Source organism: Micromonospora chersina, from assembly GCF_900091475.1.
Lineage (GTDB): Bacteria > Actinomycetota > Actinomycetes > Mycobacteriales > Micromonosporaceae > Micromonospora > Micromonospora chersina.
Genome location: NZ_FMIB01000002.1, coordinates 3833888 through 3859254, shown reverse-complemented (window position 1 = coordinate 3859254; position 25367 = coordinate 3833888). Strand labels below are relative to the sequence as shown.

21 protein-coding genes are annotated in these 25367 nt (G+C 73.3%); 14 read left to right on the top strand and 7 right to left on the bottom strand.

Translation table 11 applies throughout. The features are described 5' to 3' along the window. Window positions 1–111: 111 nt before the first annotated feature. Both GA0070603_RS17870 and acs read right to left on the bottom strand, forming a co-directional pair. Window positions 112–2904, bottom strand: a complete 2793-nt coding sequence (locus tag GA0070603_RS17870; protein ID WP_091315224.1) for an immune inhibitor A domain-containing protein — start codon at window positions 2902–2904, stop codon at window positions 112–114. Window positions 2905–3145: 241 nt separating this feature from the next. Continuing rightward, window positions 3146–5134: an acetate--CoA ligase gene (gene acs / locus GA0070603_RS17865; protein ID WP_091315220.1), complete on the bottom strand. Its 1989-nt coding sequence runs from the start codon at window positions 5132–5134 to the stop codon at window positions 3146–3148. Between the two features lie 199 nt (window positions 5135–5333). Here acs and GA0070603_RS17860 point away from each other — a divergent pair, with 199 nt between their 5' ends. Beyond that, entirely contained in the window at window positions 5334–6080 is a 747-nt protein-coding gene (locus tag GA0070603_RS17860; RefSeq protein ID WP_091315217.1) for a Fic family protein, read from the top strand. Between the two features lie 24 nt (window positions 6081–6104). Here GA0070603_RS17860 and GA0070603_RS17855 read toward each other — a convergent pair whose 3' ends face one another. Continuing rightward, the gene (locus GA0070603_RS17855) at window positions 6105–6914 is read right to left on the bottom strand and encodes an HAD family hydrolase (RefSeq protein ID WP_091315214.1); all 810 of its coding nucleotides are present in this window, start codon (window positions 6912–6914) and stop codon (window positions 6105–6107) included. A 411-nt stretch (window positions 6915–7325) separates the two neighbouring features. After that, the gene (locus GA0070603_RS17845) at window positions 7326–8213 is read right to left on the bottom strand and encodes a hypothetical protein (protein WP_091315211.1); all 888 of its coding nucleotides are present in this window, start codon (window positions 8211–8213) and stop codon (window positions 7326–7328) included. 277 nt (window positions 8214–8490) lie between these two features. On the opposite strand from GA0070603_RS17845, the gene ssd reads away from it, so the two are divergent. The 7 genes from ssd (at window position 8491) to GA0070603_RS17810 (ending at window position 13824) form a co-directional block, all read left to right on the top strand. After that, window positions 8491–9594, top strand: coding sequence for a septum site-determining protein Ssd (gene ssd, locus GA0070603_RS17840; RefSeq protein ID WP_091315208.1), 1104 nt, complete (start codon window positions 8491–8493; stop codon window positions 9592–9594). Continuing rightward, window positions 9591–10802, top strand: a complete 1212-nt coding sequence (locus GA0070603_RS17835; protein ID WP_091315206.1) for a TadA family conjugal transfer-associated ATPase — start codon at window positions 9591–9593, stop codon at window positions 10800–10802. Before ssd ends, GA0070603_RS17835 begins: the two co-directional genes overlap by 4 nt. 524 nt (window positions 10803–11326) lie before the next feature. After that, complete coding sequence (locus GA0070603_RS17830) at window positions 11327–11971, top strand: hypothetical protein (protein WP_425270449.1); 645 nt, start codon at window positions 11327–11329, stop codon at window positions 11969–11971. Next, complete coding sequence (locus GA0070603_RS17825) at window positions 11971–12705, top strand: type II secretion system F family protein (protein WP_091315203.1); 735 nt, start codon at window positions 11971–11973, stop codon at window positions 12703–12705. The genes GA0070603_RS17830 and GA0070603_RS17825 overlap by 1 nt, the downstream gene beginning before the upstream one ends. A gap of 23 nt (window positions 12706–12728) precedes the next feature. Further along, window positions 12729–12896, top strand: coding sequence for a DUF4244 domain-containing protein (locus GA0070603_RS17820; RefSeq protein ID WP_013283643.1), 168 nt, complete (start codon window positions 12729–12731; stop codon window positions 12894–12896). A gap of 95 nt (window positions 12897–12991) precedes the next feature. After that, window positions 12992–13393, top strand: coding sequence for a TadE family type IV pilus minor pilin (locus GA0070603_RS17815; RefSeq protein WP_091322061.1), 402 nt, complete (start codon window positions 12992–12994; stop codon window positions 13391–13393). A gap of 77 nt (window positions 13394–13470) precedes the next feature. Continuing rightward, window positions 13471–13824 carry an Rv3654c family TadE-like protein gene (locus tag GA0070603_RS17810; protein WP_091322060.1) on the top strand — a complete coding sequence of 118 codons (354 nt, stop codon included), beginning with the start codon at window positions 13471–13473 and terminating at the stop codon, window positions 13822–13824. A 119-nt stretch (window positions 13825–13943) separates the two neighbouring features. Here the strand turns inward: GA0070603_RS17810 and GA0070603_RS17805 are convergent, their stop codons facing one another. The 3 genes from GA0070603_RS17805 to GA0070603_RS17795 all read right to left on the bottom strand — a co-directional run bounded on the left by GA0070603_RS17805 (window position 13944) and on the right by GA0070603_RS17795 (window position 17436). After that, the gene (locus GA0070603_RS17805) at window positions 13944–14522 is read right to left on the bottom strand and encodes an LURP-one-related family protein (RefSeq protein ID WP_091315200.1); all 579 of its coding nucleotides are present in this window, start codon (window positions 14520–14522) and stop codon (window positions 13944–13946) included. Window positions 14523–14644: 122 nt separating this feature from the next. Beyond that, the gene (locus GA0070603_RS17800) at window positions 14645–14851 is read right to left on the bottom strand and encodes a hypothetical protein (RefSeq protein ID WP_091315198.1); all 207 of its coding nucleotides are present in this window, start codon (window positions 14849–14851) and stop codon (window positions 14645–14647) included. Between the two features lie 104 nt (window positions 14852–14955). Then, the gene (locus tag GA0070603_RS17795; protein ID WP_244282552.1) at window positions 14956–17436 is read right to left on the bottom strand and encodes a DEAD/DEAH box helicase; all 2481 of its coding nucleotides are present in this window, start codon (window positions 17434–17436) and stop codon (window positions 14956–14958) included. A gap of 47 nt (window positions 17437–17483) precedes the next feature. Here GA0070603_RS17795 and GA0070603_RS17790 point away from each other — a divergent pair, with 47 nt between their 5' ends. The 6 genes from GA0070603_RS17790 to topA all read left to right on the top strand — a co-directional run bounded on the left by GA0070603_RS17790 (window position 17484) and on the right by topA (window position 25326). Next, a complete protein-coding gene (locus GA0070603_RS17790; RefSeq protein WP_091261160.1) occupies window positions 17484–17840 on the top strand; it encodes an STAS domain-containing protein in 357 nt (118 codons plus the stop codon). After that, entirely contained in the window at window positions 17840–18277 is a 438-nt protein-coding gene (locus GA0070603_RS17785; RefSeq protein ID WP_091261158.1) for an ATP-binding protein, read from the top strand. Before GA0070603_RS17790 ends, GA0070603_RS17785 begins: the two co-directional genes overlap by 1 nt. Window positions 18278–18576: 299 nt before the next feature. Then, complete coding sequence (locus GA0070603_RS17780) at window positions 18577–20925, top strand: sodium-translocating pyrophosphatase (RefSeq protein WP_091315190.1); 2349 nt, start codon at window positions 18577–18579, stop codon at window positions 20923–20925. 120 nt (window positions 20926–21045) lie between these two features. Then, window positions 21046–21585 carry a hypothetical protein gene (locus GA0070603_RS17775; RefSeq protein ID WP_091315187.1) on the top strand — a complete coding sequence of 180 codons (540 nt, stop codon included), beginning with the start codon at window positions 21046–21048 and terminating at the stop codon, window positions 21583–21585. Then, window positions 21576–22187 carry a hypothetical protein gene (locus GA0070603_RS17770; protein ID WP_091315183.1) on the top strand — a complete coding sequence of 204 codons (612 nt, stop codon included), beginning with the start codon at window positions 21576–21578 and terminating at the stop codon, window positions 22185–22187. The genes GA0070603_RS17775 and GA0070603_RS17770 overlap by 10 nt, the downstream gene beginning before the upstream one ends. 313 nt (window positions 22188–22500) lie before the next feature. Next, complete coding sequence (gene topA / locus GA0070603_RS17765) at window positions 22501–25326, top strand: type I DNA topoisomerase (protein ID WP_091315180.1); 2826 nt, start codon at window positions 22501–22503, stop codon at window positions 25324–25326. Window positions 25327–25367 lie beyond the last annotated feature (41 nt).

Genomic DNA, 25367 nt, shown 5'->3' with positions numbered 1-25367 from the left:
ACGGTCGCGGAGAAAAATTGCCGGCGCGTAAGACGGACGGGGCCCGCCCGGAGCAGTGTGCTCCAGACGGGCCCCGTCGTGTGGTTCCGACGCGCCCTTCGGCGTGTCAGGTCACGGGGTTGCCGGGGTCACGTACACCGTGGCGTACGAGTTGTCCGCGGCCGCCCGCTTGATGGTGATCGAGACGCCGTACGCGACGCCCGCGTCACCGGGGTTGCCGGTGCCGAGCACGATCGCCCCGCCGCCCAGGGTGGCCCCGTAGTACGCCGTCGCCGGCGAGCCGTCGGGGTTGGTCACCCGGGTGGTGTACTTCGCGTTGCCCCGCGACGGGATGACGACCGAGGCGTCGTTGTCCCGGGCGTACGCGGAGCCGTTGCGGATCTCGATGCCCGGGTACCAGCCCTTGCCGTCGCTGAACGCCCGCACCGGACCCTGGGCCGGGAAGTTGGTGCAGTACTCGCTGTACGGCTCGCCGGCCGCCTCCAGGCACTCCTTGAAGGGGTACGAGGAGCCGAGCGAGAAGGCCGCGTTGGACGACTGCGGGCGGCTGGGCAGGTTGTCCAGCACCGACGGGTCCTTGACGGCCGCCTCGCCCTGCCGGCGCAGCGGGTCGTTGTGCGAGTCGACGATCAGCAGCCCGCCCTTGGCCCCGTAGCTGGGCAGCGCGGTCATCTGCGCGGTGACGTGGTTGACGTCGCCGAGCACGGTGTCCCGGTACCAGACCAGCATGCCCGGGGCGTTGTACGAGATCCGGTCGACCTTCCACGCCTCGTGCGAGTAGACCGTGTCGTACGCGTACTTCAGGCCCTTGTCGAAGCCGTCGAAGTTGCGCCACTCGGCCAGGTAGTAGTGCGCCTTGGTCTGGGTGCCCGAGTCGACGTGCCAGCCGGCGCCGGTGGTGTCGGTGAAGGTGCCGCCGGTCTGGGTCCAGCCGTTGGCGCCGCCCTCGACGTCGTCGCTCCACGTGGTGGCGCCGCCGCCGGTGACCGAGAAGTCGTCGGCGAACCAGCCGCGCTCGACGAACGCCTCGTCGGTGGCGTACCGCAGCCGGACCTGGACGGTCTGCCCGGCGAACGCGGACAGGTCGACGTAGTCGTGGCGCCAGCCGCCGGTGCTGCCGGTCAGGCCGTACTTCTTGCCGCCGAAGTCGACCATCCGGCCGTTCGGGTCGGCGTACCCGTCGTTGGTGGTGACGAGCTTGCCGGTGGCGTCGTAGACCTTCTGCTCGGACCAGGTGGCGCCACCGTTCGTGGAGACCTCCAGGAAGCCGTAGTCCCAGTCCGCCTCGATGACGTAGTTGTTCCACATCCAGAACTTCGCGTCCGCGGCGTTCGGGACGGTCACCGTGCGGCTCAGCTTGACGTCCGCCCAGTCCTGGTCGGCGCCGGAGTACCACATGTTGGCCCCGCTGTGCGGCTGCGCCAGGGTGATCACCTTGTTCGGCAGGTTGACCTTGATGCCGTCCTTGGTGCCGACCGGGGTGTTCGAGGTCTGGCCCAGCTGCACGTCACGCGGGTCGTCGCCCGGGTTCAGCTGCAACGGGTCGGCCCAGCCGAGCACCCACTTGTCCCAGAGGCCCATGTGGGTGGGCAGCGCCTGGAAGATCTCACCGGTGTGCGACCCCGAGGCCATCAGGTCCCAGAAGTCGACGTCCGAGTCGGCGTTGCCGGAGGTGTCGTAGAGGTCGGGCAGGCCCAGGTCGTGGCCGTACTCGTGGGCGAACACACCGACGCCGGCGTCCTCCGGCTGGACGATGTAGTTCGCGACCTTCTTGTTGGTGCCCGGGATGGTGTAGCCGCCGGCCACGGTCGAGGAGTGCGCCCAGACCGAGTAGACACCCACGTCGCCGCCGCCGCGGGACTTGCCCTGGTTGGCGTGCACCAGCACCAGGTGGTCGATCACGCCGTCCGGCTCGTTGACGTTGCCGTCGCCGTCGGCGTCGCCCTGGTCCTCGATGTCGTAGTCGGCCCACGGGAAGTTCGGGTCCATCTTGGCCAGCGCGTCCACCGCGTCGGTGGCGAGCCGGCCGGCGCCCTGCGGGTTGTCCGGGTGGCCGTTCATCGACTGCTCACGACCGGCGACCCAGTTGCCGTTCTCGTCCTGGAAGCAGCGGGACGCCGCGTACCAGCCCTCCGAGTGCGGCACGGTGATCCACGGGCTGGCCTGCCCGTCCACCGTGTACGCGCCCTTGGACATCTCCAGGTACATGTTGTGCATGGTGCGCCCGGAGATGTCGATGCCCGGCTTGCCGTCCGGCCCGGTCAGGTCCGTGCGGACCCGGTCGGTGATGCCCTCCTTGGTGTAGAGCATCTTGTCGTAGTGCGCCGGGGAGAAGTCCGGCACCCACATCGAGTTGTTGTCCTTGTGCGGCAGGCTGGCCGGGTTGGGGATCGTGTTGTGCTTCGGGCCGTTCTGCACGGTGCCGAGGACGCAGCTCCGGTCCTCGAAGACCGTCTTGGGCACGTACACGTTGGTGAAGTCGTCGTTCGCCTGGTCGTTGAACTCCACCAGCAGGGTCAGCAGCTTGGCGGTCTGGGTGCCCTTGGCCTGCTTGATCTGGCGGGGGCTCTGCCCCGTCTTGATCGCCTTGGCCTCGAGCTTGGCCAGTTCCCGCGCGGCCTTCGGGTTGCCGCCCGCGAACTTGCGGTCGTAGGCCCGCGCCGCGTCGACCGGGCTGGAGTAGACCCCGTCCTTGCCCTTGACCTCCTTGCCCGCCGTGTCCGGCTGAACCTCCGGCTCGGCGTAGTTGATGTAGTAGTCGTCCGCCCCGATGGTTGCCCGGGCGGCACCGGACGTCTGGGCGGCCGCGCTGCCCGTCACGGTCAGCGACGTGGCGGCGAGGGCGATGGCGGGCAGCGCGACGAGTAGGCGTCGGCGTGACCCGGACTGCGGAAATGTGTGCATGCCACTCCGTTCGTAGGGCATGGGAGGGGGAGCCGGCCGGTCGCGCGTCGTAGCGACGCCCGTCGAACCGGTCCGATGCGGCGAACCTAACCGAAGAGGGCCCGCATCGACAGGGGGCGACATAGCCTCTGGCCGATCAGCCTGGACGGCCTCCACCGAATTTCCGACAGGTGTCTCAACAGAACGACGGTGGGTGGCGGCCCGTCCGGACCGCCACCCACCGTCAGGGGTACGTCTGCGCTCAGTCCTCGTCGGACTTTCCGGCCCCCATGCCCGAGGAGATCATGTCCATCACCGAGGAGTCCTGGAGCGTGGTGACGTCGCCGAGGGACCGGTGCTCCGCGACGTCCCGCAGCAGCCGGCGCATGATCTTGCCGGAGCGGGTCTTCGGCAGCTCCGGCACCAGCATGATCTGGCGCGGCTTCGCGATCGGGCCGAGCGTCTTGGCCACGTGGTTGCGCAGGTCGGCGATGAGCTGCTCGCCGGCCGCACCGGAGATCTCCGTGCTGCCGCGCGGGATGGCGAACGCGACGATCGCCTGGCCGGTGGTCGGGTCGGTCGCGCCGACCACCGCCGCCTCGGCCACCGACGGGTGGCTGACGAGCGCCGACTCCACCTCGGTGGTGGAGATGTTGTGGCCCGACACCAGCATCACGTCGTCGACCCGGCCGAGCAGCCAGATGTGCCCGTCGTCGTCCTTCTTCGCCCCGTCACCCGCGAAGTAGACCCAGTCGCCCCCCTGGTTGGCGCCGGCGCCGAAGCGCGACCAGTAGGTCTCGATGAAGCGGTTGTCGTCGCCCCAGATGGTGCGCAGCATCGACGGCCACGGCTCGCGGAGCACGAGGTAGCCTCCACCGCCGTTGGGCACCGACTGGCCCTGGTCGTCGACCACGTCGGCGACGATGCCCGGCAGCGGGGTCATCGCCGAGCCGGGCTTGGCCTCGGTGACGCCCGGCAGCGGGGAGATCATGATCGCGCCGGTCTCGGTCTGCCACCAGGTGTCGACGACGGGCAGCTCGCCCCGGCCGACGTACTGCCGGTACCAGATCCACGCCTCCGGGTTGATCGGCTCACCCACGCTGCCCAGCAGGCGCAGCGAGGAGAGGTCGTAGCCGGCGGGGATGTCCTCGCCCCACTTCATCATGGTGCGGATCAGGGTCGGCGCGGTGTAGAGGATCGTGACCTTGTACTTGTCGACGATCTCCCAGAACCGGCCCTTGTGCGGGGTGTCCGGGGTGCCCTCGTACATGACCTGGGTGGCGCCGTTGGAGAGCGGGCCGTAGACGATGTAGGAGTGCCCGGTGACCCAGCCGATGTCGGCGGTGCACCAGTAGACGTCCGTCTCCGGCTTGAGGTCGAAGACCGCGTGCGTGGTGTACGACGTCTGGGTGAGGTAGCCGCCGGTGGTGTGCAGGATGCCCTTGGGTCGCGCCGTGGTGCCGCTGGTGTAGAGGATGAAGAGCGGGTGCTCGGCGTCGAACGGCTGGGCGGTGTGCTCCGGCGAGGCGGTCTCCACCGTCTCGTGCCACCAGTGGTCCTTCGCCGACCAGGCGACCTCCTCGCCGGTGCGGCGGACGACCAGCACGTGCTCCACCGACGGGCAGTTGGCCACCGCCTCGTCGACGGTCGGCTTGAGCGCGGACGGCTTGCCCCGGCGGAAGCCGCCGTCCGCGGTGATCACCACCTTGGCGCTGGCGTCCTGGATGCGGTTGGTCAGCGCGTCGGCCGAGAAACCGCCGAAGACCACGCTGTGGGTGGCGCCGATCCGGGCGCAGGCGAGCATCGCCACCGCCGCCTCGGGAATCATCGGCAGGTAGATGGCCACCCGGTCGCCGGCCGTGACGCCCAGCTCCGTCAGCGCGTTCGCCGCCTGGCAGGTGAGCTTGTGCAGGTCCGCGTAGGTGACGGTGCGGGTGTCACCCGGCTCGCCCTCCCAGTGGATCGCCACCTTGTCGCCGCGCCCGGCCTCCACGTGCCGGTCCAGGCAGTTGTACGCCACGTTGAGCTGGCCGCCCACGAACCACTTCGCGAAGGGCGCGTTCGACCAGTCGAGCACCTGGTTCCACTGCCGGTCCCAGTGCAGCCGCCCGGCCTGGCGCTCCCAGAAGGCGAGCCGGTCCTCGGCCGCCTCGGCGTACGCGTCAGCGGTCACGTTGGCGTTCGCGGCGAGCTCGGCCGGCGGCGGGAACTGGCGCGTCTCGTTCAGCAAGTTGGCCAATGCCTCGCTCATGCGGTGACTCCTTCATCGCGTGACCTGCGTCTCCTACCCGGGTGAGGTTAGTCCCGGCCCGCCCCCCGCCGCGACCGCCCGGTCACCCGTCACGCGCCCAGTGGCCCTCCGGGCGCGCCGAGCAGCAGAGGAGAGTGGTTCGCGTCGCTTCCCGGCGGCTGGCGCTCCGGCGGGGTGCGGGGATCGCTAGCGTGGCGGGGTGACCACCGACCCGCTCGCCCCGCTGCTCGCGCTCGCCGACATCGCGCCCGCCGTCGAGCGGGCCCGCGACCGGGTCGACCAGGCCCACCGGCACCGCGCGCTGCGCCGCCAGGGCGGCCAGGTCGCCGCCGAGGTCAGCCTCCGCTCGGCCGTGGCCAGCGCCGCGCTGGAGGGCCGCGTCCACGACCGCGAGGAGGTACGCGCGGGGACCGTCACCGACCCGCTGCTCCAGGGCGCGCTGCGGGTGGCCGGGGCGCTGCCCGGGCTGAGCGACCTCTGGCCGAAGGCTCCGCGCCAGGCCCTCGCCCGGCTGCACGTGCTCGCGGCCCGCGACGTGGTCGCCGAGGCCGAGCTGGGTCGCCCGGTGGCCGACCCGGTGGTGGCGGCCCGCCTCGACGGGCTGGCCGCGCTGGTGGCCGGGGGCACGAAGGTGCCGCCGCTGGTGCTGGCCGCCGTGGTGCACGGCGAGCTGCTGAACCTGCGCCCGTTCGCCGGCCCCTCCGGGGTGGTGGCGCGGGCCGCCGCCCGCCTGGTGCTGATCTCCACCGGGTTCGACCCGCGCGGGCTGGTCGCCGTCGACGTCGGCCACCGGGAGCGCGAGCCCGAGTACGTCGGCGCGGCCGGCGCCTTCGCCACCGGCACCCCCGACGGGCTGCGTTCCTGGCTGCGCCACTACATGGCCGCCGTGGAGGTCGGCGCGGAGCAGATCACGCTCATCGGCGACGAGATCCTCGCCGCGTCCTGAACCGCCGCGCTGCTCGGCGCGGCCTCAGACGGTGGGGGTGGCGGCGGCGCGGGTGCGGCGGTGCCGGCCGTACCAGGCGATGCCGATGGCCACGCCGACGCCCACGCCCAGGGCCGCCGCGGCGACCGGCACGGCGGGACGCTCCCGCAGGCGCCGGCCCAGCGGCACCGGGTGCCGGAACTCCAGCACCGGCCACGAGTTCTCCACGGCCAGCCGGCGCAGCGCCCGGTCCGGGTTGACCACGGTCGGGTGGCCCACGCACTCCAGCAGCGGCCGATCGCTGTACGAGTCGGAGTAGGCATAGGAGTCGGCGAGGTCGTAGCCCCGTTCGAGAGCCAGTTCGCCGACGGCGTCGACCTTGCGCGGGCCGGCCGCGTAGAACTCGACCTCGCCGCTGTAGCGGCCGTCCGCCACCGCCATCCGGGTGGCGATCACGTCGGTCACCCCGAGCAGTTCGCCGATGGGACGGACCATCTCCTCGCCGGAGGCGGACACCAGCACCACGTCCCGCCCGGCGGCCTGGTGCTCCTCGATGAGGGCGGCGGCCTCGGCGTACACGTAGGGGTTGATCAGCTCGTGCAGCGTCTCCGCGACGATCTGGCGGACCTGTTCCACCGGCCAGCCCTTGCAGAGCGTGGCGAGATAGTCCCGGGTCCGGGCCATGGTCTGCTCGTCGGTGCCGCCCAGCCGGAACATCAGCTGCGCGTACGCCGACTTGACCACGTCACGGCGAGTGATCAGCCCGTCCCGGTAGAACGGCCGACCGAACGCCAGTGCGCTCGACTTGGCGATGACGGTCTTGTCGAGATCGAAGAAAGCGGCACTCCGGCCCACGGCGCGAAAGTCTAGCCCGACGGGGCACGTTCGGCTGGTCCCCCGGGTCCTCCGGAAGTCGCCCGGTCCGGCGGGTGTACCCATGAGAGTGACGGCTGTCACACCTGTGGGCCATAAATTAGCGTTGCGTGGAGTGAACACCACTCGACGTATAAGGGTCCATTGCGGCATGCTTGTGCTCGCGACGAGAGTTCACGTCCCGTCGACAGCCACGAATATGGACCCTCGGCGGTTGCACCCCCCGTGACCGCTGAGTGGGTTCGGCTCGACCCCCCCGGAGCCGAACCTCACGACGACCCCCGTCTCCCCCCGACGGGGGTCGTCCCTTTCCGGAAATGATCCGGCTCGGACATCGGGTGGCCCACGGGCGGCCGGGCCGTGGTCGGCCCGGCCGCCCGCGTCACCGGTCCGTCAGGACTTGGACAGGTTCACGATCGAGGTGTCGTAGACCGTGACGTACTGCTGGTACTCGTTGTCGTAGCCGGTCGCGTCGGTGCTGACCTCGGCGGCACCCTTGCCGAACGGCGTGGTGTCGATGGGGGTGGCCGCGGCCGTCCACGCCACGGGCGCCCCCGGCGTGCAGCTGACCAGGGCCGAGAAGCGGCCGCGGACCAGCACCTTCTTGACCACCTGGTCGACCACGCCGCTCACCGTGACGGAGGTCGGCTGGTTGCAGCTCACCGTGCCGTGCACGATCGCCTTGCCGCTGATCGTGCTGGCCGTGCCGTCGGTGGCGACGCCGAGTTCCAGGTCGAGCGGGGCGGGGGCCGGCGGGTTGGCGATGTGCACCTCGCCCCGGGCCGCCGCCACGCCACCCTCGCAGTGCTGCTCGAAGGTGGCGTCGAAGGTCTGCACGTAGCCGTTCGGCCCGAACACCGCGTTGATGACGGTGAAGGTGCCGGTCAGTTCGTTGCAGCCGCGCCCGTTGCCGTCCAGGCTGAGGCCGGGGCCGGCGCCGTTGAACGGGTAGCGGGTCGCGTTGTCGTAGGTGCCCGGGGTCAGCGGCTGGCTGCCCGGGGCGTCGAAGTCCAGGTACCACCAGTCGCCGTTGTAGCCGTTGACGTTTACCGACACGTGGCTGTTGTCGGTCGACGCGTTCGTCGTGAGCTGGTCGCCGTTGCCGGTGGCGTACGCGTACGACCCGCCGCCGGTGATGTAGTCACCGGGGTCTCCGCTGAAGGAGACCGAGCCGGACTCCACAGTCTGTGCCTGTGCCGGCGCGGCGGCAGCCAGCCCGCCCAGCGCCCCCGTGATCGACAGGCTGGCCGCGAGGGCCGCCCTCCGCCAGGTTCCCTGCATCCCCGTTCCTCTCTGCGTCGGACATCGGGCGTCTGATCGCCCGATATTGCCGTCAGTCAATTACCGCAGGAACGACCGACGTCGTTACACCGCACCGACAAATGCGTTCACAAGGGACGGTGGCGGCGCCTGCCGGCCATAGCAGATCGTCTCGGCGTCCGAGGGCTGTCCACAGCCGCACCCGTCGTCCACAGGGCCGCCCGGACGGGCTCCGGTGCGCCGATCCCGCCGGCAGGCTGCTCCGCGGCACGTCCGAGTCCGACCGCTGGAGGCCGCCATGCCGCCCCGTACCCCGCTGCCGCCGTACCGCCGGCTGCCCCTCCTCGTCACCGCCGACGGCGACCTCCTCGACGAACTGCTGCGGCTCGCCGCCGCGGGCGGCACCGAGGTCGAGCTGGCCGCCGACCCCGCCGCCGCGCGGGCCCGCTGGACGCCCGCGCCGCTGGTGCTGGTCGGCGCCGACCAGGCCCAGGCGTGCCTGCGGGCCCGTCTGCCGCGCCGGCCCCGCACGGTGCTGGTCGGTCGCTCCGGCCAGCTCGATCCGGGTACGCAGGTCGCCGAGCTGATCGGCGCCGAGCACGTCGCCACCCTGCCCGCGGCCGAGCCCTGGCTGGTCGACCGGTTCGCCGAGTGCGCCGTCGACCTGCCCGGCGGCGGCCCCGCCCGCGTCGTGGCGGTGCTCGGCGGGCGGGGCGGTGCCGGCGCCAGCGTGCTGGCCGGGGGCCTCGCCGTCACGGCGGCCCGGGCCCGGCTGCGCACCCTGCTGGTGGACGCCGACCCGCTCGGGGGCGGCCTCGACCTCGTGCTCGGCTGGGAACAGCTCGAAGGATTGCGCTGGCCCGGCCTCACCGGCACCGACGGCCGGGTGGACCCGCCGTCGCTGGTCCGGGCCCTGCCCAGCCGGGGCGACCTGGTCGTCCTCTCCTGGGACCGCGGTGCCCTGCGGCACCTGCCGGCCGAGGCGATGGCCGCCACCGTCGACGCCGCCCGCCGAGGTCGCGACGTGGTCGTCCTCGACCTGCCCCGGCACCTGGACGACGCGGCCGTGGTCGCCCTCCAGGCGGCCGACCGGGCACTCGTCGTCGTACCGGCCGAGCTGCGCGCCACCGCCGCCGCGGCCCGGGTCGTCGCCGTGGCCGCCCCGCACTGCGCCGACCTGGCGGTGGTCGTGCGGGGTCCCGCACCCGGCCGGCTCCGGGCCGGCGAGGTGGCCCGGGCGCTCGGGCTGCCGCTGGCCGGCACACTCCGGCCCGAGCCCGGGCTCTGCCGGGGGCTGGAACGCGGCGAGGCGCCCGCCGCCACCGGCAAGGGCCCGCTCGCCGTGCTCTGCCAGCGGCTCCTCGACGGGCTGGCCGACGTGCCCACGGCGGGTGCGGCATGACCGGGCCGGCCGACGCCGGGGAACTCGCCGCCCGGGTCCGGCACCGGTTCGCCGCCGAGGCCACCCCGGTCACGCCCGCGGCCGTCGTCTCCGCCGTACGCGCCGAGCCGGACGCGGCCGTGCTCGGGGACACCGCCCTGCTGCGGATCGCCGACCGGGTCCACGACGACCTCGTCGGCGCCGGCCCGCTCGCGCCGTTGCTGGCCGATCCGCAGGTCACCGACGTTCTGGTGAACGGCACCCGGGTCTGGGTCGACCGGGGACGGGGCCTGCACCAGGTAGCCGTGCCACTCGGCACCGTCGACGACGTCCGCCGACTGGCCCAGCGCCTCACCGCCGCGGCCGGCCGCCGGCTCGACGACGCCTCCCCGTACGCCGACGCCCGGCTGCCCGACGGCACCCGGCTGCACGCCGTGCTGTCACCCGTGGCGACCGACGGGCCCTACCTGTCGCTGCGCACCTTCCGGCAGCGGCCGTTCACCCTCGACGAACTGGTCCGGCAGGGCGCCGTGCCCCGGCCGGTAGCCCCGCTGCTCGCCGCCATGGTGGCCGCCCGGTTGGCGTACCTGGTCACGGGCGGGACCGGCTCCGGCAAGACCACCCTGCTCAACACGCTGCTCGGGCTGGTGCCGGGCACCGAGCGGATCGTGCTCGTGGAGGACGCGGCCGAGCTGCGACCCGTGCACCCGCACGTGATCGGCCTCCAGGCCCGCACGTCCAACGTGGAGGGCGCCGGGGCGGTCGGGCTCAGCGACCTGGTCCGGCAGGCACTGCGGATGCGGCCGGACCGGCTGGTGGTGGGCGAGTGCCGGGGCGCCGAGGTGGTCGACCTGCTCGCCGCGTTGAACACCGGCCACGACGGCGGGGCCGGGACGCTGCACGCCAACGCCGCGACGGACGTACCGGCCCGGCTGGAGGCGCTCGGGATGCTCGGTGGCCTGCCCCGGGCCGCCCTGCACGCCCAGGTCGCCGCCGCGCTCCAGGTCCTCCTGCAGGTTCGGCGGACCACCGAGGGCCGGGTGCTGGAGTCCGTCAGCCTGCTCCTGCCCGAGGGACCCGACCGGATGGTCACCGTGGTCCCGGCCTGGCTACGCGGTCGCGGGCTCGGGCTCGCGGCCCGACCACTCGGCGCCCTGCTGCGCGAGCGGGGGGTGGCGGTGCCACCGATCCTCTGCGCGGCGTGGCCCGGCTCGGCGGGCCCGTCGTGACCGGCCCGGTGTGGCTGGTGGCCGTTCTCCTGGCCGGTGCCGCCGCGGCGGTCGCCTGGCCGGTACGCGCCGGCCGGACCCGCCGGCACGCCGTCCTCGACCTGAGGAACCGACCTGGTCGTGACGAAGTGCCGACGATGCGAGCCTGTTCCGGGGCGGGGCCGGGACCGATGCTGCGGACGCCTCACCTCAGCGGCCTACAGCCGCGGGCGACGATGACCGGACCTCCCGCCGACCGTCCCCCTCCGGGCCGCCCGCCGGGCCGGCGGGACCCGACCCGTCCACCGTCCGGGCTCCTCCGCGCGGCCCGTGAGTACCGGACCGGACGCACCGCACTCCTGGCTTCCACCGATCACCCGGCCCGGTCCCGACCGGCCACCCCTCCGGTTCCAGCCGATCCCACGCCCGGGTCGCGGTGGACCACCGCTCGGCTCCGCACCGGTCGCGCCATCCGGCCTCGGCTGGTCGCCTTCGCCGCCGACGGCACGTTCCGGCTGGCCGTCGGGCTCAGGTCCTGGCGGTCGGTGGCCGCCACCTCCACACCCGACCCCCCGTCGTCCCACGGGGTCGCTCGTGCTCCGCTCGCCGGGCGAACCGCCCTGCCGGCGGCCGCCGTGGTCGGCGCCGGGGCCGGAGCGCTGCTCGGCGGACCGGTGGCCGCGGTGGTGCTGGCCGCCTACGGCACGCTCGCGGCACGGGCGGTGCGGCGCCGGCGGCTCCGCCGGGCGGCCGACCGGGCCCACCGCCGCGACCTGGACCAGCTCGGCGCGCTCGCCGCCGACCTGCGGGCCGGGCTGCCGCCCGGCGGGGCGATCGGCGACGGTCCGCGACGAGTCGCCAGGTTGGCGCGAGCCGCCGTCCGGCTGGCCGACCGCACCGGGGCGCCCCTGGCCGAGCTGCTCGAACGGGTCGAGGCCGACGCCCGGGCGGCGGACCGGGGCCTGGCGGCCGCCGCCGCGCAGGCGGCCGGTGCCCGGGCGACCGCGTGGCTGCTCGCCGGGCTGCCGCTCGGCGGGATCGGGCTCGGGTACGCCATCGGTGTCGACCCGGTCGCCGTGCTCCTGCACACCCCGGTCGGTGGCGGCAGCGCCGTCGCAGCCGTCGCGTTGCAGATCGGCGGGCTGATCTGGGCGGAGCGGCTCGGCGCGGCGCCCGGGCGGGCCGCCTGATGTCCCGTCCGGTGGTGGCCGCCGCCTGCCTGGCCGGGGCGGCGCTGCTCCTTGTCGTGTCCGGACCCGCCACCCGTCCGGCGCGGCGGCTGCGCCTCCTCGTCCCCAACCGGCCGGCGGAGTGGAACCGCCCGGCCTGGTGGCCGGACCGGATCCGGCTCGGCGCCGGCCTCGCGGGGGTGGCCGTGCTGGTCGTGGTGGGTGGCTGGGCGGGCGTGCTCGTCGGGGCGCTGGCCGGGGTGACCGCCGACCGACTGCTGCGGCGGATCGAGCCGCGGGCCGTCCGCGACCGCCGGCTGCGCGAGGCGGCCGACCTGCCCCTCGCCGCCGACCTGCTGGCCGCCGCGCTCCGGGCCGGCGCACCGGTGGACCGCTCGGTGCTGGCGGTCGCCGACGCGCTCGGTGGACCGCTCGCCGACCGGCTCGGTCGGGTGGGGCGGACGCTGGAACTCGGCGGCACGGCGGCCGAGGCGTGGGAGCACCTGGGACCCGTGCCCGGCGCGGAGCGCCTGGTGACCGGCGCGATCCGCTCGTCGAGCAGCGGCGCGGCGCTGGCCGGCGCGCTCACCCGGCTCGCCGACGACCTGCGGTCCGACCGATCGACCGCGGCCGAGGCTGCCGCCCGGCGGGCCGGGGTGCTCATCGTGCTGCCGCTCGGGCTCTGCTTCCTGCCCGCCTTCATTCTCGCCGGTCTGGTGCCGGTGATCGTCGCCGTCCTCGGCGACGTGCTCTGAACCCCCGAGAAAGGGAGTACGACATGCGCAAACTCCTCACCCGCCTGCGCGGCGACGCCGGAATGAACACGGCCGAGTACGCCGTGGGCACCCTCGCGGCGGTCGCCTTCGCGGGGATCCTGCTGAAGGTGCTCACCTCCGGCAACGTGCAGTCCGCGCTCACCGCCGTCATCGACCGGGCCTTGAAGTGACAGGTCGCCGGTGGGCCGGCCGCCGATCCGGCCCCGACCTGTGCCCACCCTCCAGCGGCCGTGGCCGTGGCCGTGGCCGTGGCCCTGGCAACGACCTGGTCAGCGGGGCCGTTCAGCGGGGACGGACTGCCGGGCGGCGGCAGTGGGGTGCGCGGGAGCGGGGCTCGTTCACGGCCGAGTTGGCGGCCGGCCTGCCGGCGCTGATGCTTCTCCTCTTCGCCGGTCTCACCGCGGTCGACGCAGTGACCACACGGGCTGGCTGCGTCGACGCGGCCCGGGAGGCGGCGCTCGCCGCCGCCCGCGGCGAACCCGGGTCGGCCGCCGGCTCCCGGTACGCCCCGGCCGGCGCGGACGTCTCGGTGACGGTGGCCGGCGACCGCGTCACCGCGACCGTGCGGGCACCGGTCCGGAGCTTCGGCGCCCGGCTGCCCCGGCTCACCGTGTCGGGCACGGCGGTGGCCGCGGTCGAACCCGGTTCCCCCGGACCGCACCCGTGACCGCGTGCGACACGGGCCGCCCGCCTCGTCCAGCGGGATGGTGCCCAGGCTGGGCTACGAGGGCGGTCGGCCGGCGGCTGCACGAGGGCGCCGACCGGGGCGGAGCGACCCTGTACCTGCTCGCGGTCGGGTTGGTGCTCGTGCTGGTCGGGCTCCTCGGCGCCGGGCTCGGCGCGGCCCGGTGCGCACGCCACCAGGCCCGGAACGCCGCCGACTTCGGGGCGCTCGCGGGTGCCGCCCGGGTCCTCGAAGGCGCCGCTGCCGCGTGTGGACGGGCCGCCGACCTGGGGGCGGCCAACGGCGGCCGGTTGACGGCCTGCCGGCTCGACGGTCTCGACATCGTCGTGACCATGGAGGTGACGGTCACCCCACTGCCCTGGCTGACCCGCGCGGCGACCGCCACCTCCCGTGCCGGCCCGGCCCGAGGCTGACGATCACAGTCGGCGCAAAGCGGTGCGTGCCGCCGCCTTCACGACTGCGGCCGGTGTCGGGGCGGAAGACCACGCCTCGACACCGGCCGCCTCGACACCTGCCGGCCGAACTGTTTGCGTCAGCGGGACTGGAGGGCGTCCAGGCCGACCGCCATGGCGATCACCAGTCGCCGGTCGATCTGCGGGTGGTGGATGTCGACGACGTACCGGTCGCGCAGGCCCCACTTCTTGTCGACCGAGAACACCGGCTGGCCGTTGGCCACGAAGTCGAAGTGGTAGGGCAGCCAGGAGAGCGAGTCGACGAAGCGGCGCAGCAGGGCCACCGGAAGGCTGCGTTCCTGCCCGGTGATCTGCGGCAGGCCGGCCTGCTCGACGTGCCAGGTGGAGCGCAGCAGCGACTGGGCGAAGTCCTTGCGGAACAGGCCGATGGGGGTGCCGGCGTGGTCGGTCACGTCGTACGTGGCGCCGAGGTCGAGGCGCTGCCGGGCCTTGAAGCCGAGCAGGGGGTACTGCTTGGAGTCGTCGGTGTAGATGGTCACCTGCTCCTTGAACGCGAGCCGCTTCTGCTGCGCGAACGCGAGCAGCCCACCCTCGGAGCCGTCCGGCGCCACGGAGTGGACCTCGTACTGGTTGACCATCATCCGGATCCGCTGGCGGACGATGAACCGCTGCTGGGCCTGCAAGCTGTCGAGCTGCATCTGATCTCCTTGAAGAGGCGAACGCCGGAGTCTCGCACAGCCCGGCCGTCACCGCCCGCCCGTGGCCGGCGTGTTCCGGCCGGTGATCCGATCGACCGCCGTCCACCCCTGCGGGCCGTCGGTCAGCGGCCGCCGTCGACTGTCGCCTTCATGGCCCAGGCGTTGAGCACCTGGTGGATGCCGCGCAGGCGCTCGTTGATCTGCTCCAGGCGCTCCGCCTGCGCCAGGCCGGCGAGCGCGGCGCCCAGCGCGATCTGCTGGTCGGGGGTGAGGTTCTCCTGGTCGATCGTGTAGAGCAGGTCGACGGTCTCGGCGATCGTGTCGGCCACGGCTGTACCTCCCGGCGCGAAGAATCTCGGGGACATGGAAGCGCTCCCATGCATCAATGCCCCGCCGTCGCCCTCCTCATGCACGCGTCCCACCACCCAGGAGGTCAGCCCCCGGCCCGCCCCTCCTGCCGCGGCAGCACCGTCCCGCCCGGGGCCGAGACCGCCGCGAGGTTGGCGAGGACCACGTCCAGGACCTTTACCGCGTCCGGCTTGGAGAGCGGGTTGTTGCCGTTGCCGCACTTCGGGGACTGGACGCAGGACGGGCACCCCGACTCGCACCCGCACTCCGCGATCGCGTCCCGGGTGGCGCGCAGCCAGGCGGCGGCCGTCCCGTACGCCCGCTCGGCGAAGCCCGCCCCGCCCGGGTGGCCGTCGTAGACGAACACGGTGGGCGCCTCGGTGTCCGGGTGCAGGGCGGTGGAGAGGCCACCGATGTCCCACCTGTCGCAGGTCGCCATGAGTGGCAGCAGGCCGATCCCGGCGTGCTCGGCGGCGTGCAGCGCTCCCGGGATGTCAGCGGCCTCCACGCCGGCCGCGGCCAGCGACTCCGGCGAGAGGGTGAACCAGACCGCGACGGTGCGCAGTTCCCGGGCCGGCAGGTCCAGCGGCCGGGTGTCGATGACCTCGCCGGTGGCGATCCGCCGCCGCTGGTACGACACCACCTGGCTGGTCACGTCCACCTCGCCGAGGAAGAGCCCGACCGGCCCGGCGTCCACGTACGACCGGACGGACACCACGGACAGCGAGGTGACGTCCCGGGCGTGGGTGGACCAGTCCGGCTCCTCGGCGTGCACCAGCGCGCACCCGTCGGCCAGGTCGAGCGAGTCGACCACGTACGAGACGCCCTGGTGCAGGTAGACGGCGCCGGTGTGGAGCAGGAAGTGCGAGGAGCCGCCGTCGACCGTGCCGAGCAGCCGCCCGGTGGACTCCTCCACCACGCAGACCGGCGCCCCGCCCTCGCCGCGCAGGTCGACCTCGGGGCGTTCCCGGTGCCGCCAGTACCAGCCGGTGGGGCGCTGCCGCAGCGCGCCCGCCTCGACGAGCGAGTCGACGGCCTCCTTCGCGCCCTCGCCGAAGAGTTCCAGGTCGGCCGGGGTGAGCGGCGCCTCGTGGGCGGCGCAGGCGAGCTGCGGCGCGAGCACGTACGGGTTGGCCGGGTCGAGCACTGTCGCCTCGACGGGCCGCCCGAACAGCGCCTCGGGGTGGTGCACCAGGTAGGTGTCGAGCGGGTCGTCCCGGGCCACAAGGACCGCGAGGGCCTCGTCGCCGGAGCGGCCGGCCCGGCCGGCCTGCTGCCACAGCGAGGCCCGGGTCCCCGGCCAGCCGCAGATGAGCACGGCGTCCAGGCCGACCAGGTCGACGCCGAGTTCCAGCGCGTTGGTGGAGGCGAGCCCCAGCAGGTCGCCGTGCAGCAGGGCGCGTTCCAGCTCGCGGCGCTCCTCGCGCAGGTAGCCGGCCCGGTAGGCGGCCACCCGGTCGCCCAGCCCGGGCACCGCCTCGTCGAGGGCCCGCCGGGCGTTCGCGGCCACCACCTCGGCGCCGCGCCGGGACCGGACGAAGGCGAGCGTGCGTACCCCCTCGATGACGCTGTCGGCGAGCAGGTCGGCCGTCTCCCGCAGCGCCGACCGCCGCACCTGGAGAAGGTCGGCCTCCGGGGACGGGACGTCGGAGGAGGGCAGCAGCGGCGGCTCCCACAGCGCGAAGGTCACCCCGCCGCGCGGCGAGGCGTCCTCGGTGACGGCGGCGACGGGGAGACCGGTGAGCCGCCCGGCCGCCGTCGCCGGGTCGCCCGACGTGGCCGAGGCCAGCACGAACACGGGGGTACGCCCGTAGCGCGCGCACTGCCGGCGCAGCCGCCGCAGCACGTGCGCCACGTGCGAGCCGAACACGCCCCGGTAGGTGTGGCACTCGTCGACCACCACGTACGCGAGCCGGCGCAGGAAACCGGACCAGTGCGCGTGCCCGGGCAGGATGCCGTGGTGCAGCATGTCGGGGTTGGTCAGCACGAACCGGGAGTGCCGCCGGATCCACTCCCGCTCGGTGCGCGGGGTGTCCCCGTCGTAGGTGGCGGGGCGTACCCCCTCCAGTTCCAGGCCGGCGACGGCGCGGAGCTGGTCGGCGGCGAGCGCCTTGGTCGGGGCCAGGTACAGCACCGTGGCGCGTGGGTCGGCGAGCAGGGTGCCCAGCGCCGGGAGCTGGTACGCCAGCGACTTGCCGGACGCCGTCCCGGTGGCGACCACGACGTGCTTCCCCGCGTACGCCAGCTCGGCGGCCTCGGCCTGGTGCCGCCACGGGGCGACCACGCCACGCCGGGCGAACGCCTCCCGCAGCTCGTCGGGGGCCCAGTCCGGCCAGGGCGCCGGCTCCCCGGCCCGGGCCGGCACCCGCTCGACGTGCGTGACCGGGTCGGCGGCGTGCCGCAGGCGCAACCGGCGGAGCAGCTCGCCCGGCGACCGGCCGGGACCACTGCCCGCCGATACGGTGGCCGGTGACGTCACGTCCTGCACTCTCGCACTGGTGTTCGGAATTGGAAACCGGGGGTGGGGGTAAGGGGAAGCCTTCGCCGGTGACCTGGAAGGGGCCATTCGGCGGGATGGTTAGATGCCCAGGAGAGCTTACCGAGGAGGGGCCGATGGAGCTGTCGCTGGCGACCCGCACCGTGGGGGAGCACACGGTGCTCGAGGTCGGCGGTGAGGTGGACGTCTACACCGCGCCGCGCCTGCGGGAACGGCTCCTGGAGCTGATCGACGGCGGTGCCCGCCGGGTGGTGGTGGACCTGGGCCGGGTGGACTTCCTGGACTCGACAGGCCTCGGCGTGCTGGTCGGCGCGCTCAAGCGGCTCCGCTCGGCCGGCGGTTCGTTCGCGCTGGTCTGCGACAAGGAGCCGCTGCTCAAGATCTTCCGGATCACCGCCCTGGACCAGGTCTTCCCGTTGCACCCCACGGTCGACGCGGCGATCGACGCCGACGCGACCGGCGCCGGCGCGTGATGGCGACCGTCAAGCTCTCGTTCTCCCCGGCGCCGGTGCACGTCCGCACCGCACGGCTGGTGGGCGTCGCGGTGGCCCGCCGGGCCGGGGTCCGCGAGGACCTCCTCGATGAGGTGCGCCTGGCCATCGGTGAGGCGTGCACCCGGGCGGTCGCGCTGCACCGGCAGTACGGGCTGCCCGACCCGGTGTACGTGGAGATGTCCGACAGCGGGGCGTACACGGTGCGGGTGGTGGACCGCGCCCCGATCGAGGCGAGCATCGGTCTCGCCGCGCTGCCCCCGGACGAGCTGGCCAAGGAGTCGCTCAGCGAGGACGCGCTGACCACCGGAGTGGGCTTCGCCCTGCTCGCCGGCTTCGTCGAGGACCTCCAGGTCCGCCCGGTCGACGAGGGCGTCGGCACCGAGGTCCGGATGGTGTGGCCGGTCGGCCGCGCCTGACCCTGTTCTGCCGCAGGCCGCGTTCCCCTCGGGGACGCGGCCTCGTCGCGTTGACCGCTCTATATATCAGATTTCCTCGCATAACACAGCGACGAAGATCATCGGGACAGGGTGCCCCCTCGGTGTGACCTCCAACACGTCGGAGGGCTACAGTACGCGGGTTGTCAGCAAGTGATCTGTCCCGCAGCCAGCGGGAACGGTCCGCCGCAGTGGGTTGGCGCGCTGGCGAGTCCGCATCCAGGCGTCGGTCCGTGCGTCTCCACTGGCCGGCGCGAGTTGTTCGGTACAGGAGGACATAGATGTCCGGGACCTTGGCCGCCGACGGCGGCGCACTGTCCCTTACCGGAGCCAACGTGACGTACGTCGTCATCGCCGCGGTCATCGCGCTGGTGGCGCTCGTCTTCGCGGCCGCCCTCACCAGGGCGGTCCTGGCGGCCGGTACGGGAACCACGAACATGCAGGAGATCTCCGGGGCGGTGCAGGAGGGCGCGTCCGCGTACCTGCTGCGGCAGTTCCGCACCCTGGCGATCTTCGTCGTGATCGCCGTCGTGCTGCTCTTCCTGCTGCCGGTGCACGACACCGACGGCAACGAGACCCTCGTGAAGATCGGCCGGTCGGCCTTCTTCGTGGTGGGCGCGCTGTTCAGCGCGTTCATCGGGGGCGCCGGCATGTGGCTGGCCACCCGCGCCAACCTGCGGGTCGCCGCGGCCGCCCGGGAGAGGGAAGGCGGGCGCGAGGGCGCCATGAAGATCGCCTTCCGGACCGGTGGCGTGGTCGGCTTCCTCACCGTCGGTCTCGGCCTCTTCGGCGCGGCGCTCGTCGTCATCCTGTTCAAGGGTGACGCCCCGACCGTGCTGGAGGGCTTCGGCTTCGGCGCCGCGCTGCTCGCCATGTTCATGCGGGTCGGCGGCGGCATCTTCACCAAGGCCGCCGACGTCGGCGCCGACCTGGTCGGCAAGGTCGAGCAGGGCATCCCGGAGGACGACCCGCGAAACGCCGCCACCATCGCCGACAACGTGGGCGACAACGTCGGTGACTGCGCCGGCATGGCCGCCGACCTCTTCGAGTCGTACGCGGTCACGCTTGTCGCCGCGCTGATCCTGGGCCGCGCCGCGTTCGGCGAGGACGGCCTGGTCTTCCCGCTGATCATCTCCACCATCGGCGTGCTGGTCGCGATCGTCGGCGTCTTCATCACCCGGCTGCGCACCAGCGACCGCAACGGCCTGACCGCCATCAACCGGGCCTTCTACCTCTCCGCGGTGATCTCCGCGGTGCTGGTGGCGATCGCGGCGTTCGCCTACCTGCCGGCGACCTTCGGCGAGTTGGAGGGCGGGCTGACCGACGTCGACCGCAACCCGCGCCTGGTTGCCATCGGCGCGGTGGTCATCGGCATCGTGCTGGCCGCCGCGATCCAGGCGCTCACCGGTTACTTCACCGAGACCAACCGGCGCCCGGTGCAGGACATCGGCAAGAGCTCCCAGACCGGCCCGGCCACCGTCATCCTCGCCGGCATCAGCGTCGGCCTGGAGTCGGCGGTCTACTCGGCGCTGCTGATCGGCGCGGGCGTCTTCGGCGCCTTCCTGCTCGGCGGCAGCTCCATCACCCTGTCGCTGTTCGCGGTGGCGCTGGCCGGCACCGGCCTGCTCACCACCGTCGGCGTCATCGTCGCCATGGACACCTTCGGCCCGATCTCGGACAACGCGCAGGGCGTGGCCGAGATGTCCGGTGACATCGACGAGCACGGCGCGCGGACGCTCACCGAGCTGGACGCCGTCGGCAACACCACCAAGGCGATCACCAAGGGCATCGCGATCGCCACCGCGGTGCTGGCCGCGACCGCGCTGTTCGGCTCGTACACCGACACGCTGCGCTCCTCGTACGAGGACGCGGGCGTCGGCGACGTCGGCGCCGAGATCCTCAACTCGCTGAACGTGGCCAACCCGCGCAACCTGGTCGGCCTCATCATCGGCGCGGCGGTGGTCTTCCTCTTCTCCGGCCTGGCCATCAACGCGGTGTCCCGCTCGGCCGGCGCCGTGGTGATGGAGGTCCGCCGGCAGTTCCGTGAGCTGCCCGGCATCATGGACCGCAGCCAGCGCCCCGAGTACGGCAAGGTCGTCGACATCTGCACCCGGGACGCGCAGCGCGAGCTGATGACCCCCGGCCTGCTGGCCATCCTCGCTCCGATCGCGGTCGGCTTCGGCCTCGGCCCGGGCGCGCTGGCCAGCTACCTGGCCGGTGCGATCGGTGCCGGCACGCTGATGGCGGTCTTCCTGGCCAACTCCGGTGGCGCCTGGGACAACGCCAAGAAGCTGGTCGAGGACGGCGCGTACGGCGGCAAGGGCTCCGAGTCGCACGCCGCGACCGTCATCGGCGACACCGTCGGTGACCCGTTCAAGGACACCGCCGGCCCGGCGATCAACCCGCTGATCAAGGTGATGAACCTGGTCTCGCTGCTGATCGCCCCGGCCGTGGTGGCCTGGAGCGTGGGCGACGACAAGAACCCCGCGCTGCGCATCGCGATCGCCGTGGTGGCCGCGCTGATCATCGTGGCGGCCGTGGTGTTCAGCAAGCGCAAGGGCGTGGCGATGGCGGACTCCGACAGCGGCGCCGGCACCCCGGACCAGCGCCCGGAGACGGTCAACGCCTGACCCGGACGACGCGACGGTTCCCGGTCGGCCCTCAGCCGGCCGGGAACCGTGCCGTCCGGCGGTCCCGTGCACGAAACCTGACCGGTGGCACTTCCACCGGGAGGTCGTACGCTGCTTCGCATGCGTACGCGCCGGGCGGCAACCGCCGGAAAGCTCACGGTGGTCCTGGCCACGCTGGTCCTCGTCGTCGCCGGCTGCGGCGGCCCCAGCCCGCAGGCCTGGGCCGCGTCGGTCTGCCAGGCGCTCAGCCCGTGGCGCGCCGAGATCAACAAGCTGACCAGCAGCACCCAGCAGCAGATGACCGCGCAGACCACCCCCGCGCAGGCCAAGGAGAACCTGGTCCGGCTCTTCGCCGGGGCCGAGCAGGCCAGCGAGACCGCCCGGCGCAAGGTCGAGGAGGCGGGCGTGCCGGAGACCGACCACGGCGACGAGATCTCCGCCGGGTTCCGCGCGTCGCTGAGCAAGGTGCGGGACGCGTACGGGCGGGCCCGGGACACCATCGAACGCCTGGACACCGCTCAGGCCGGTCCCTTCTACGACGGGGTGCGGGCCGCCGTGGACACGCTCAACAAGGAGTACGACGCGAGCGCGCTGGACACCAGCAAACTCAACTCGACCGAGCTCAAAGAGGCCTTCGACGAGGTCCCGGAGTGTCGCTGACCCCTCCCTCCCAGAACCCGGCCCGCCAGCCCTCGCTGTTCTCCACCGAGGCGGCCGACCCGTCGCTGTCCGACCTCGCCGGCCTGCTCGCCGGGCCCGGGGAGGTGGTGCGGATGGGCGGGACGGCCCGGGTCGCCGTGGTGGTGGACGCCGCCTGGCGGGTGCACGTGCTGGTGGCCGAGCTGGGCGCCCGGGGGATCCCGGCGAGCTGGGAGCCGACGGAGGACGGTCGGCACCTGGTGCGCACCGCGTACGCCACCACGCTGGCCCCGCTCGCCCTGGCCTGGCTGCGGGGGACGGTGAAGCGGCCCCCGGCGCGGTTCCACCTCAACGGGCGGCGGCTGCGGCTCTGGCTCGCCGCCGCGGGGGCGGCCGACCCGGCCGGGTTCCGGCTCCGGCTCGGCCCGGCCGACGAGGAGTGCTGGCCCCCGGTGCGCGCCGCGCTCGCCGCGGTGGGGCTGCCGGCCGCGTTCGTGGAGGCGGAGGAGGGCGGGCCGGCGTACCGGATCACCGGCCGGCGCCGGGTGGCCCGGCTCGCGGAGCTGGTCGGGGACCGGCCGCGGGCCGTGCCGGCGGCCGAGTGGCCGGCGACGCACGGCTGACCCTCCGGCGCAACCCCGCCGGCTGTCCGATCCCGGACACGCCGTGCGGCGGTTTGCCCAGGAAAACGACCGGTGTCTCCTCCGCCATGGGTGCGTGATCGTCACAGTGACCCGCTCGGCGCCCTACCCACGGTGTACGGTGGCGCCGTCCGGCGGGGTGCCGGCCGATGGTCGACGCAACCTGATCATTTGCCGCCCACGAAACCCGGAACGCGGACGGCGCGTTACGTTGGACATCCGGACCGCCGGTGGTCCGGCAGGGTGCAACAGGGCCCGAAGCGGGCATTGCGTAGGAGTGAGGTCGGGGAGAGACGTGCCGAGCAACGCTGGAACCACCCGTCTGGTCATCGTCGAGTCACCGGCGAAGGCCAAGACGATCTCGGGCTATCTCGGCCCGGGGTACGTCGTGGAGGCCAGCTTCGGCCACGTCCGGGACCTGCCCCGCAACGCCGCCGAGATCCCGGCCGCCTACGAGGACAAGCCGTGGGCCCGGCTCGGCGTGGACGTGGACAACGGCTTCGCCGCGCTCTACGTGGTCTCCGCCGACCGGAAGAAGCAGATCACCAAGCTGAAGTCGCTGGCCAAGGAAGTGGACGAGATCTTCCTCGCCACCGACGAGGACCGCGAGGGCGAGGCGATCGCCTGGCACCTGGTGGAGACGCTCAAGCCCAAGGTGCCGGTCAAGCGGATGGTCTTCCACGAGATCACCAAGCCGGCCATCCAGGCCGCGGTGGCCAACCCGCGGGAGATCGACAGGGACCTGGTCGACGCCCAGGAGGCCCGGCGCATCCTCGACCGCCTCTACGGCTACGAGGTCTCCCCGGTGCTCTGGCGCAAGGTCCGCAGCGGCCTCTCCGCCGGCCGGGTGCAGTCCGTGGCGACCCGGATCGTGGTCGAGCGGGAGCGGCAGCGGATGGCGTTCCGTACCGCCGAGTACTGGGACATCCTGGCCACCCTCGCGGTCGCCAACCCCGGCGAGGGCCCGCGCACCTTCAACGCCACCCTCATCGCGCTGGGCGGCGACCGGATCGCCACCGGCAAGGACTTCGAGCCGACCACCGGCCGGGTCAAGCCCGGTGCCGGGGTCGTGCACCTCGACGAGAGCGGCGCCCGGGGGCTGGCCGCGCGCCTCGAAGGGCGGCCGTTCACTGTCACCCGGGTCGAGGAGAAGCCCTACCGCCGCCGCCCGTACGCGCCGTTCATCACCTCCACGCTCCAGCAGGAGGCGGCCCGCAAGCTCCGGCTCTCATCGCAGCAGACGATGCGCACCGCGCAGCGGCTCTACGAGAACGGCTACATCACCTACATGCGTACCGACTCGGTGAACCTGTCGGAGACCGCCATCGCGGCGGCCCGCCGGCAGATCGTCGAGCTGTACGGCGAGCGCAGCGTGCCGCCGGAGCCCCGCCGCTACACCGGCAAGGTGAAGAACGCGCAGGAGGCGCACGAGGCGATCCGCCCGGCCGGGGACAACTTCCGCACGCCGGGCGAGGTGGCCAAGGAGCTGTCCGCCGACGAGTTCAAGCTCTACGAGCTGATCTGGCGGCGCACCATCGCCTCGCAGATGACGGACGCGGTCGGCTCCAGCGTCTCGGTGCGCATCCGGGCGCTCTCCTCCGCCGGCGAGGAGGCCGACTTCGGCGCGACCGGCAAGACCATCACCGACCCCGGCTTCCTGCGCGCCTACGTCGAGTCGAGCGACGACGAGAACGCCGAGGCCGAGGACGCCGAGCGCCGCCTGCCCACCCTCACCAAGGACCAGCCGCTCACCGCCGAGGAGCTGGCCGCCCAGGGCCACCACACCCAGCCGCCCGCCCGCTACACGGAGGCGTCGCTGGTCAAGGCCCTGGAGGAGTTGGGCATCGGCCGCCCGTCCACGTACGCGTCGATCATGCAGACCATCCAGGACCGCGGGTACGTCTTCAAGCGCGGCCAGGCCATGATCCCGTCGTTCCTGGCGTTCGCGGTGATCGGGCTGCTGGAGCGGCACTACCCGCGCCTCATCGACTACGACTTCACGGCCAGCATGGAGAACGAGCTGGACGAGATCGCCGGCGGTGACCACGCGGCGGTCGACTTCCTCACCTCCTTCTACTTCGGCAGCGCCAACGGCACCGGCGACCAGGCCATCGCCCACGCGGGCGGGCTGAAGAAGCTGGTCACCGAGAACCTCAGCGACATCGACGCGCGCAGCGTCAACTCGATCCCGCTGTTCACCGACGAGGACGGGCGCGAGGTCGTCGTCCGGGTCGGCCGCTACGGGCCGTACCTCCAGCGGGCGCTGCCGGGCGAGCAGCCGGCGCCCCCCGCGGAGGGCGAGGAGGGCGGCGGTCAGGGCGACCGGGCGCCGATCCCCGAGGGGCTGGCCCCCGACGAGCTGACCCCGGAGAAGGTGCACGAGCTGTTCCTCGGCGGCGGGGGCGAGCGCAAGCTCGGCGACGACCCGGCCACCGGCGAGCCGATCCTGCTCAAGTCCGGCCGGTTCGGCCCGTACGTGGCCAGCGGCGACCGGAAGTCCTCGCTGCTGCGCTCGCAGTCGCCGGACAGCCTCACCTTCGACCAGGCGTTGCAGCTGCTCAGCCTGCCCCGGGTGATCGGCACCGACCCGGAGGGCAACGAGGTCGTCGCCAACAACGGCCGCTACGGCCCGTACGTCAAGCGCGGTGACGAGTTCCGCTCGCTGGACTCGGAAGACAAGATGTTCACCGTCACGCTGGACGAGGCGCTCGCCCTGCTGGCCGCCCCGAAGACGCGCCAGCGCCGGGCCGCCGCGCCGCCGCTGCGGGAGATGGGCAACGACCCGGCCACCGAGAAGCCGTTGGTCATCAAGGACGGGCGGTTCGGGCCGTACGTCACGGACGGGGAGACCAACGCGTCGCTGCGGCGCGGGCAGACCCCGGAGGCGCTGACCCTCGAGGAGGCCTCCGAGATGCTCGCCGAGAAGCGGGCGAAGGGTCCGGCCCCGAAGAAGAAGGCGGCCAAGAAGGCCGCCCCGGCGAAGAAGACGACGGCAGCCAAGAAGACGGCGGCCGCCAAGTCCACGGCCGCCAAGAAGACCACCACCGCCAAGACGACGACGGCGAAGAAGACCCCGGCCAAGAAGGCAACCCCAAAGAAGGCCACCACGTCACCGGAGTAGGCCGGATCTTCGAGATCTTGGAGGGAAAAGGCCCCTATGGG

Bases quoted from the DNA above. Each gene is read 5' to 3' on its own strand.
- GA0070603_RS17780 (WP_091315190.1), top strand. From the start codon at position 18,577: ATGTCCGGGACCTTGGCCGCCGACGGCGGCGCACTGTCCCTTACCGGA.
- GA0070603_RS17775 (WP_091315187.1), top strand. From the start codon at position 21,046: ATGCGTACGCGCCGGGCGGCAACCGCCGGAAAGCTCACGGTGGTCCTG.
- GA0070603_RS17790 (WP_091261160.1), top strand. From the start codon at position 17,484: ATGGAGCTGTCGCTGGCGACCCGCACCGTGGGGGAGCACACGGTGCTC.
- GA0070603_RS17870 (WP_091315224.1), bottom strand. From the start codon at position 2,904: ATGCACACATTTCCGCAGTCCGGGTCACGCCGACGCCTACTCGTCGCG.
- ssd (WP_091315208.1), top strand. From the start codon at position 8,491: ATGCCGCCCCGTACCCCGCTGCCGCCGTACCGCCGGCTGCCCCTCCTC.
- GA0070603_RS17825 (WP_091315203.1), top strand. From the start codon at position 11,971: ATGTCCCGTCCGGTGGTGGCCGCCGCCTGCCTGGCCGGGGCGGCGCTG.
- GA0070603_RS17785 (WP_091261158.1), top strand. From the start codon at position 17,840: ATGGCGACCGTCAAGCTCTCGTTCTCCCCGGCGCCGGTGCACGTCCGC.
- GA0070603_RS17835 (WP_091315206.1), top strand. From the start codon at position 9,591: ATGACCGGGCCGGCCGACGCCGGGGAACTCGCCGCCCGGGTCCGGCAC.
- acs (WP_091315220.1), bottom strand. From the start codon at position 5,134: ATGAGCGAGGCATTGGCCAACTTGCTGAACGAGACGCGCCAGTTCCCG.
- GA0070603_RS17820 (WP_013283643.1), top strand. From the start codon at position 12,729: ATGCGCAAACTCCTCACCCGCCTGCGCGGCGACGCCGGAATGAACACG.
- GA0070603_RS17845 (WP_091315211.1), bottom strand. From the start codon at position 8,213: ATGCAGGGAACCTGGCGGAGGGCGGCCCTCGCGGCCAGCCTGTCGATC.
- GA0070603_RS17795 (WP_244282552.1), bottom strand. From the start codon at position 17,436: ATGGCCCCTTCCAGGTCACCGGCGAAGGCTTCCCCTTACCCCCACCCC.
- GA0070603_RS17805 (WP_091315200.1), bottom strand. From the start codon at position 14,522: ATGCAGCTCGACAGCTTGCAGGCCCAGCAGCGGTTCATCGTCCGCCAG.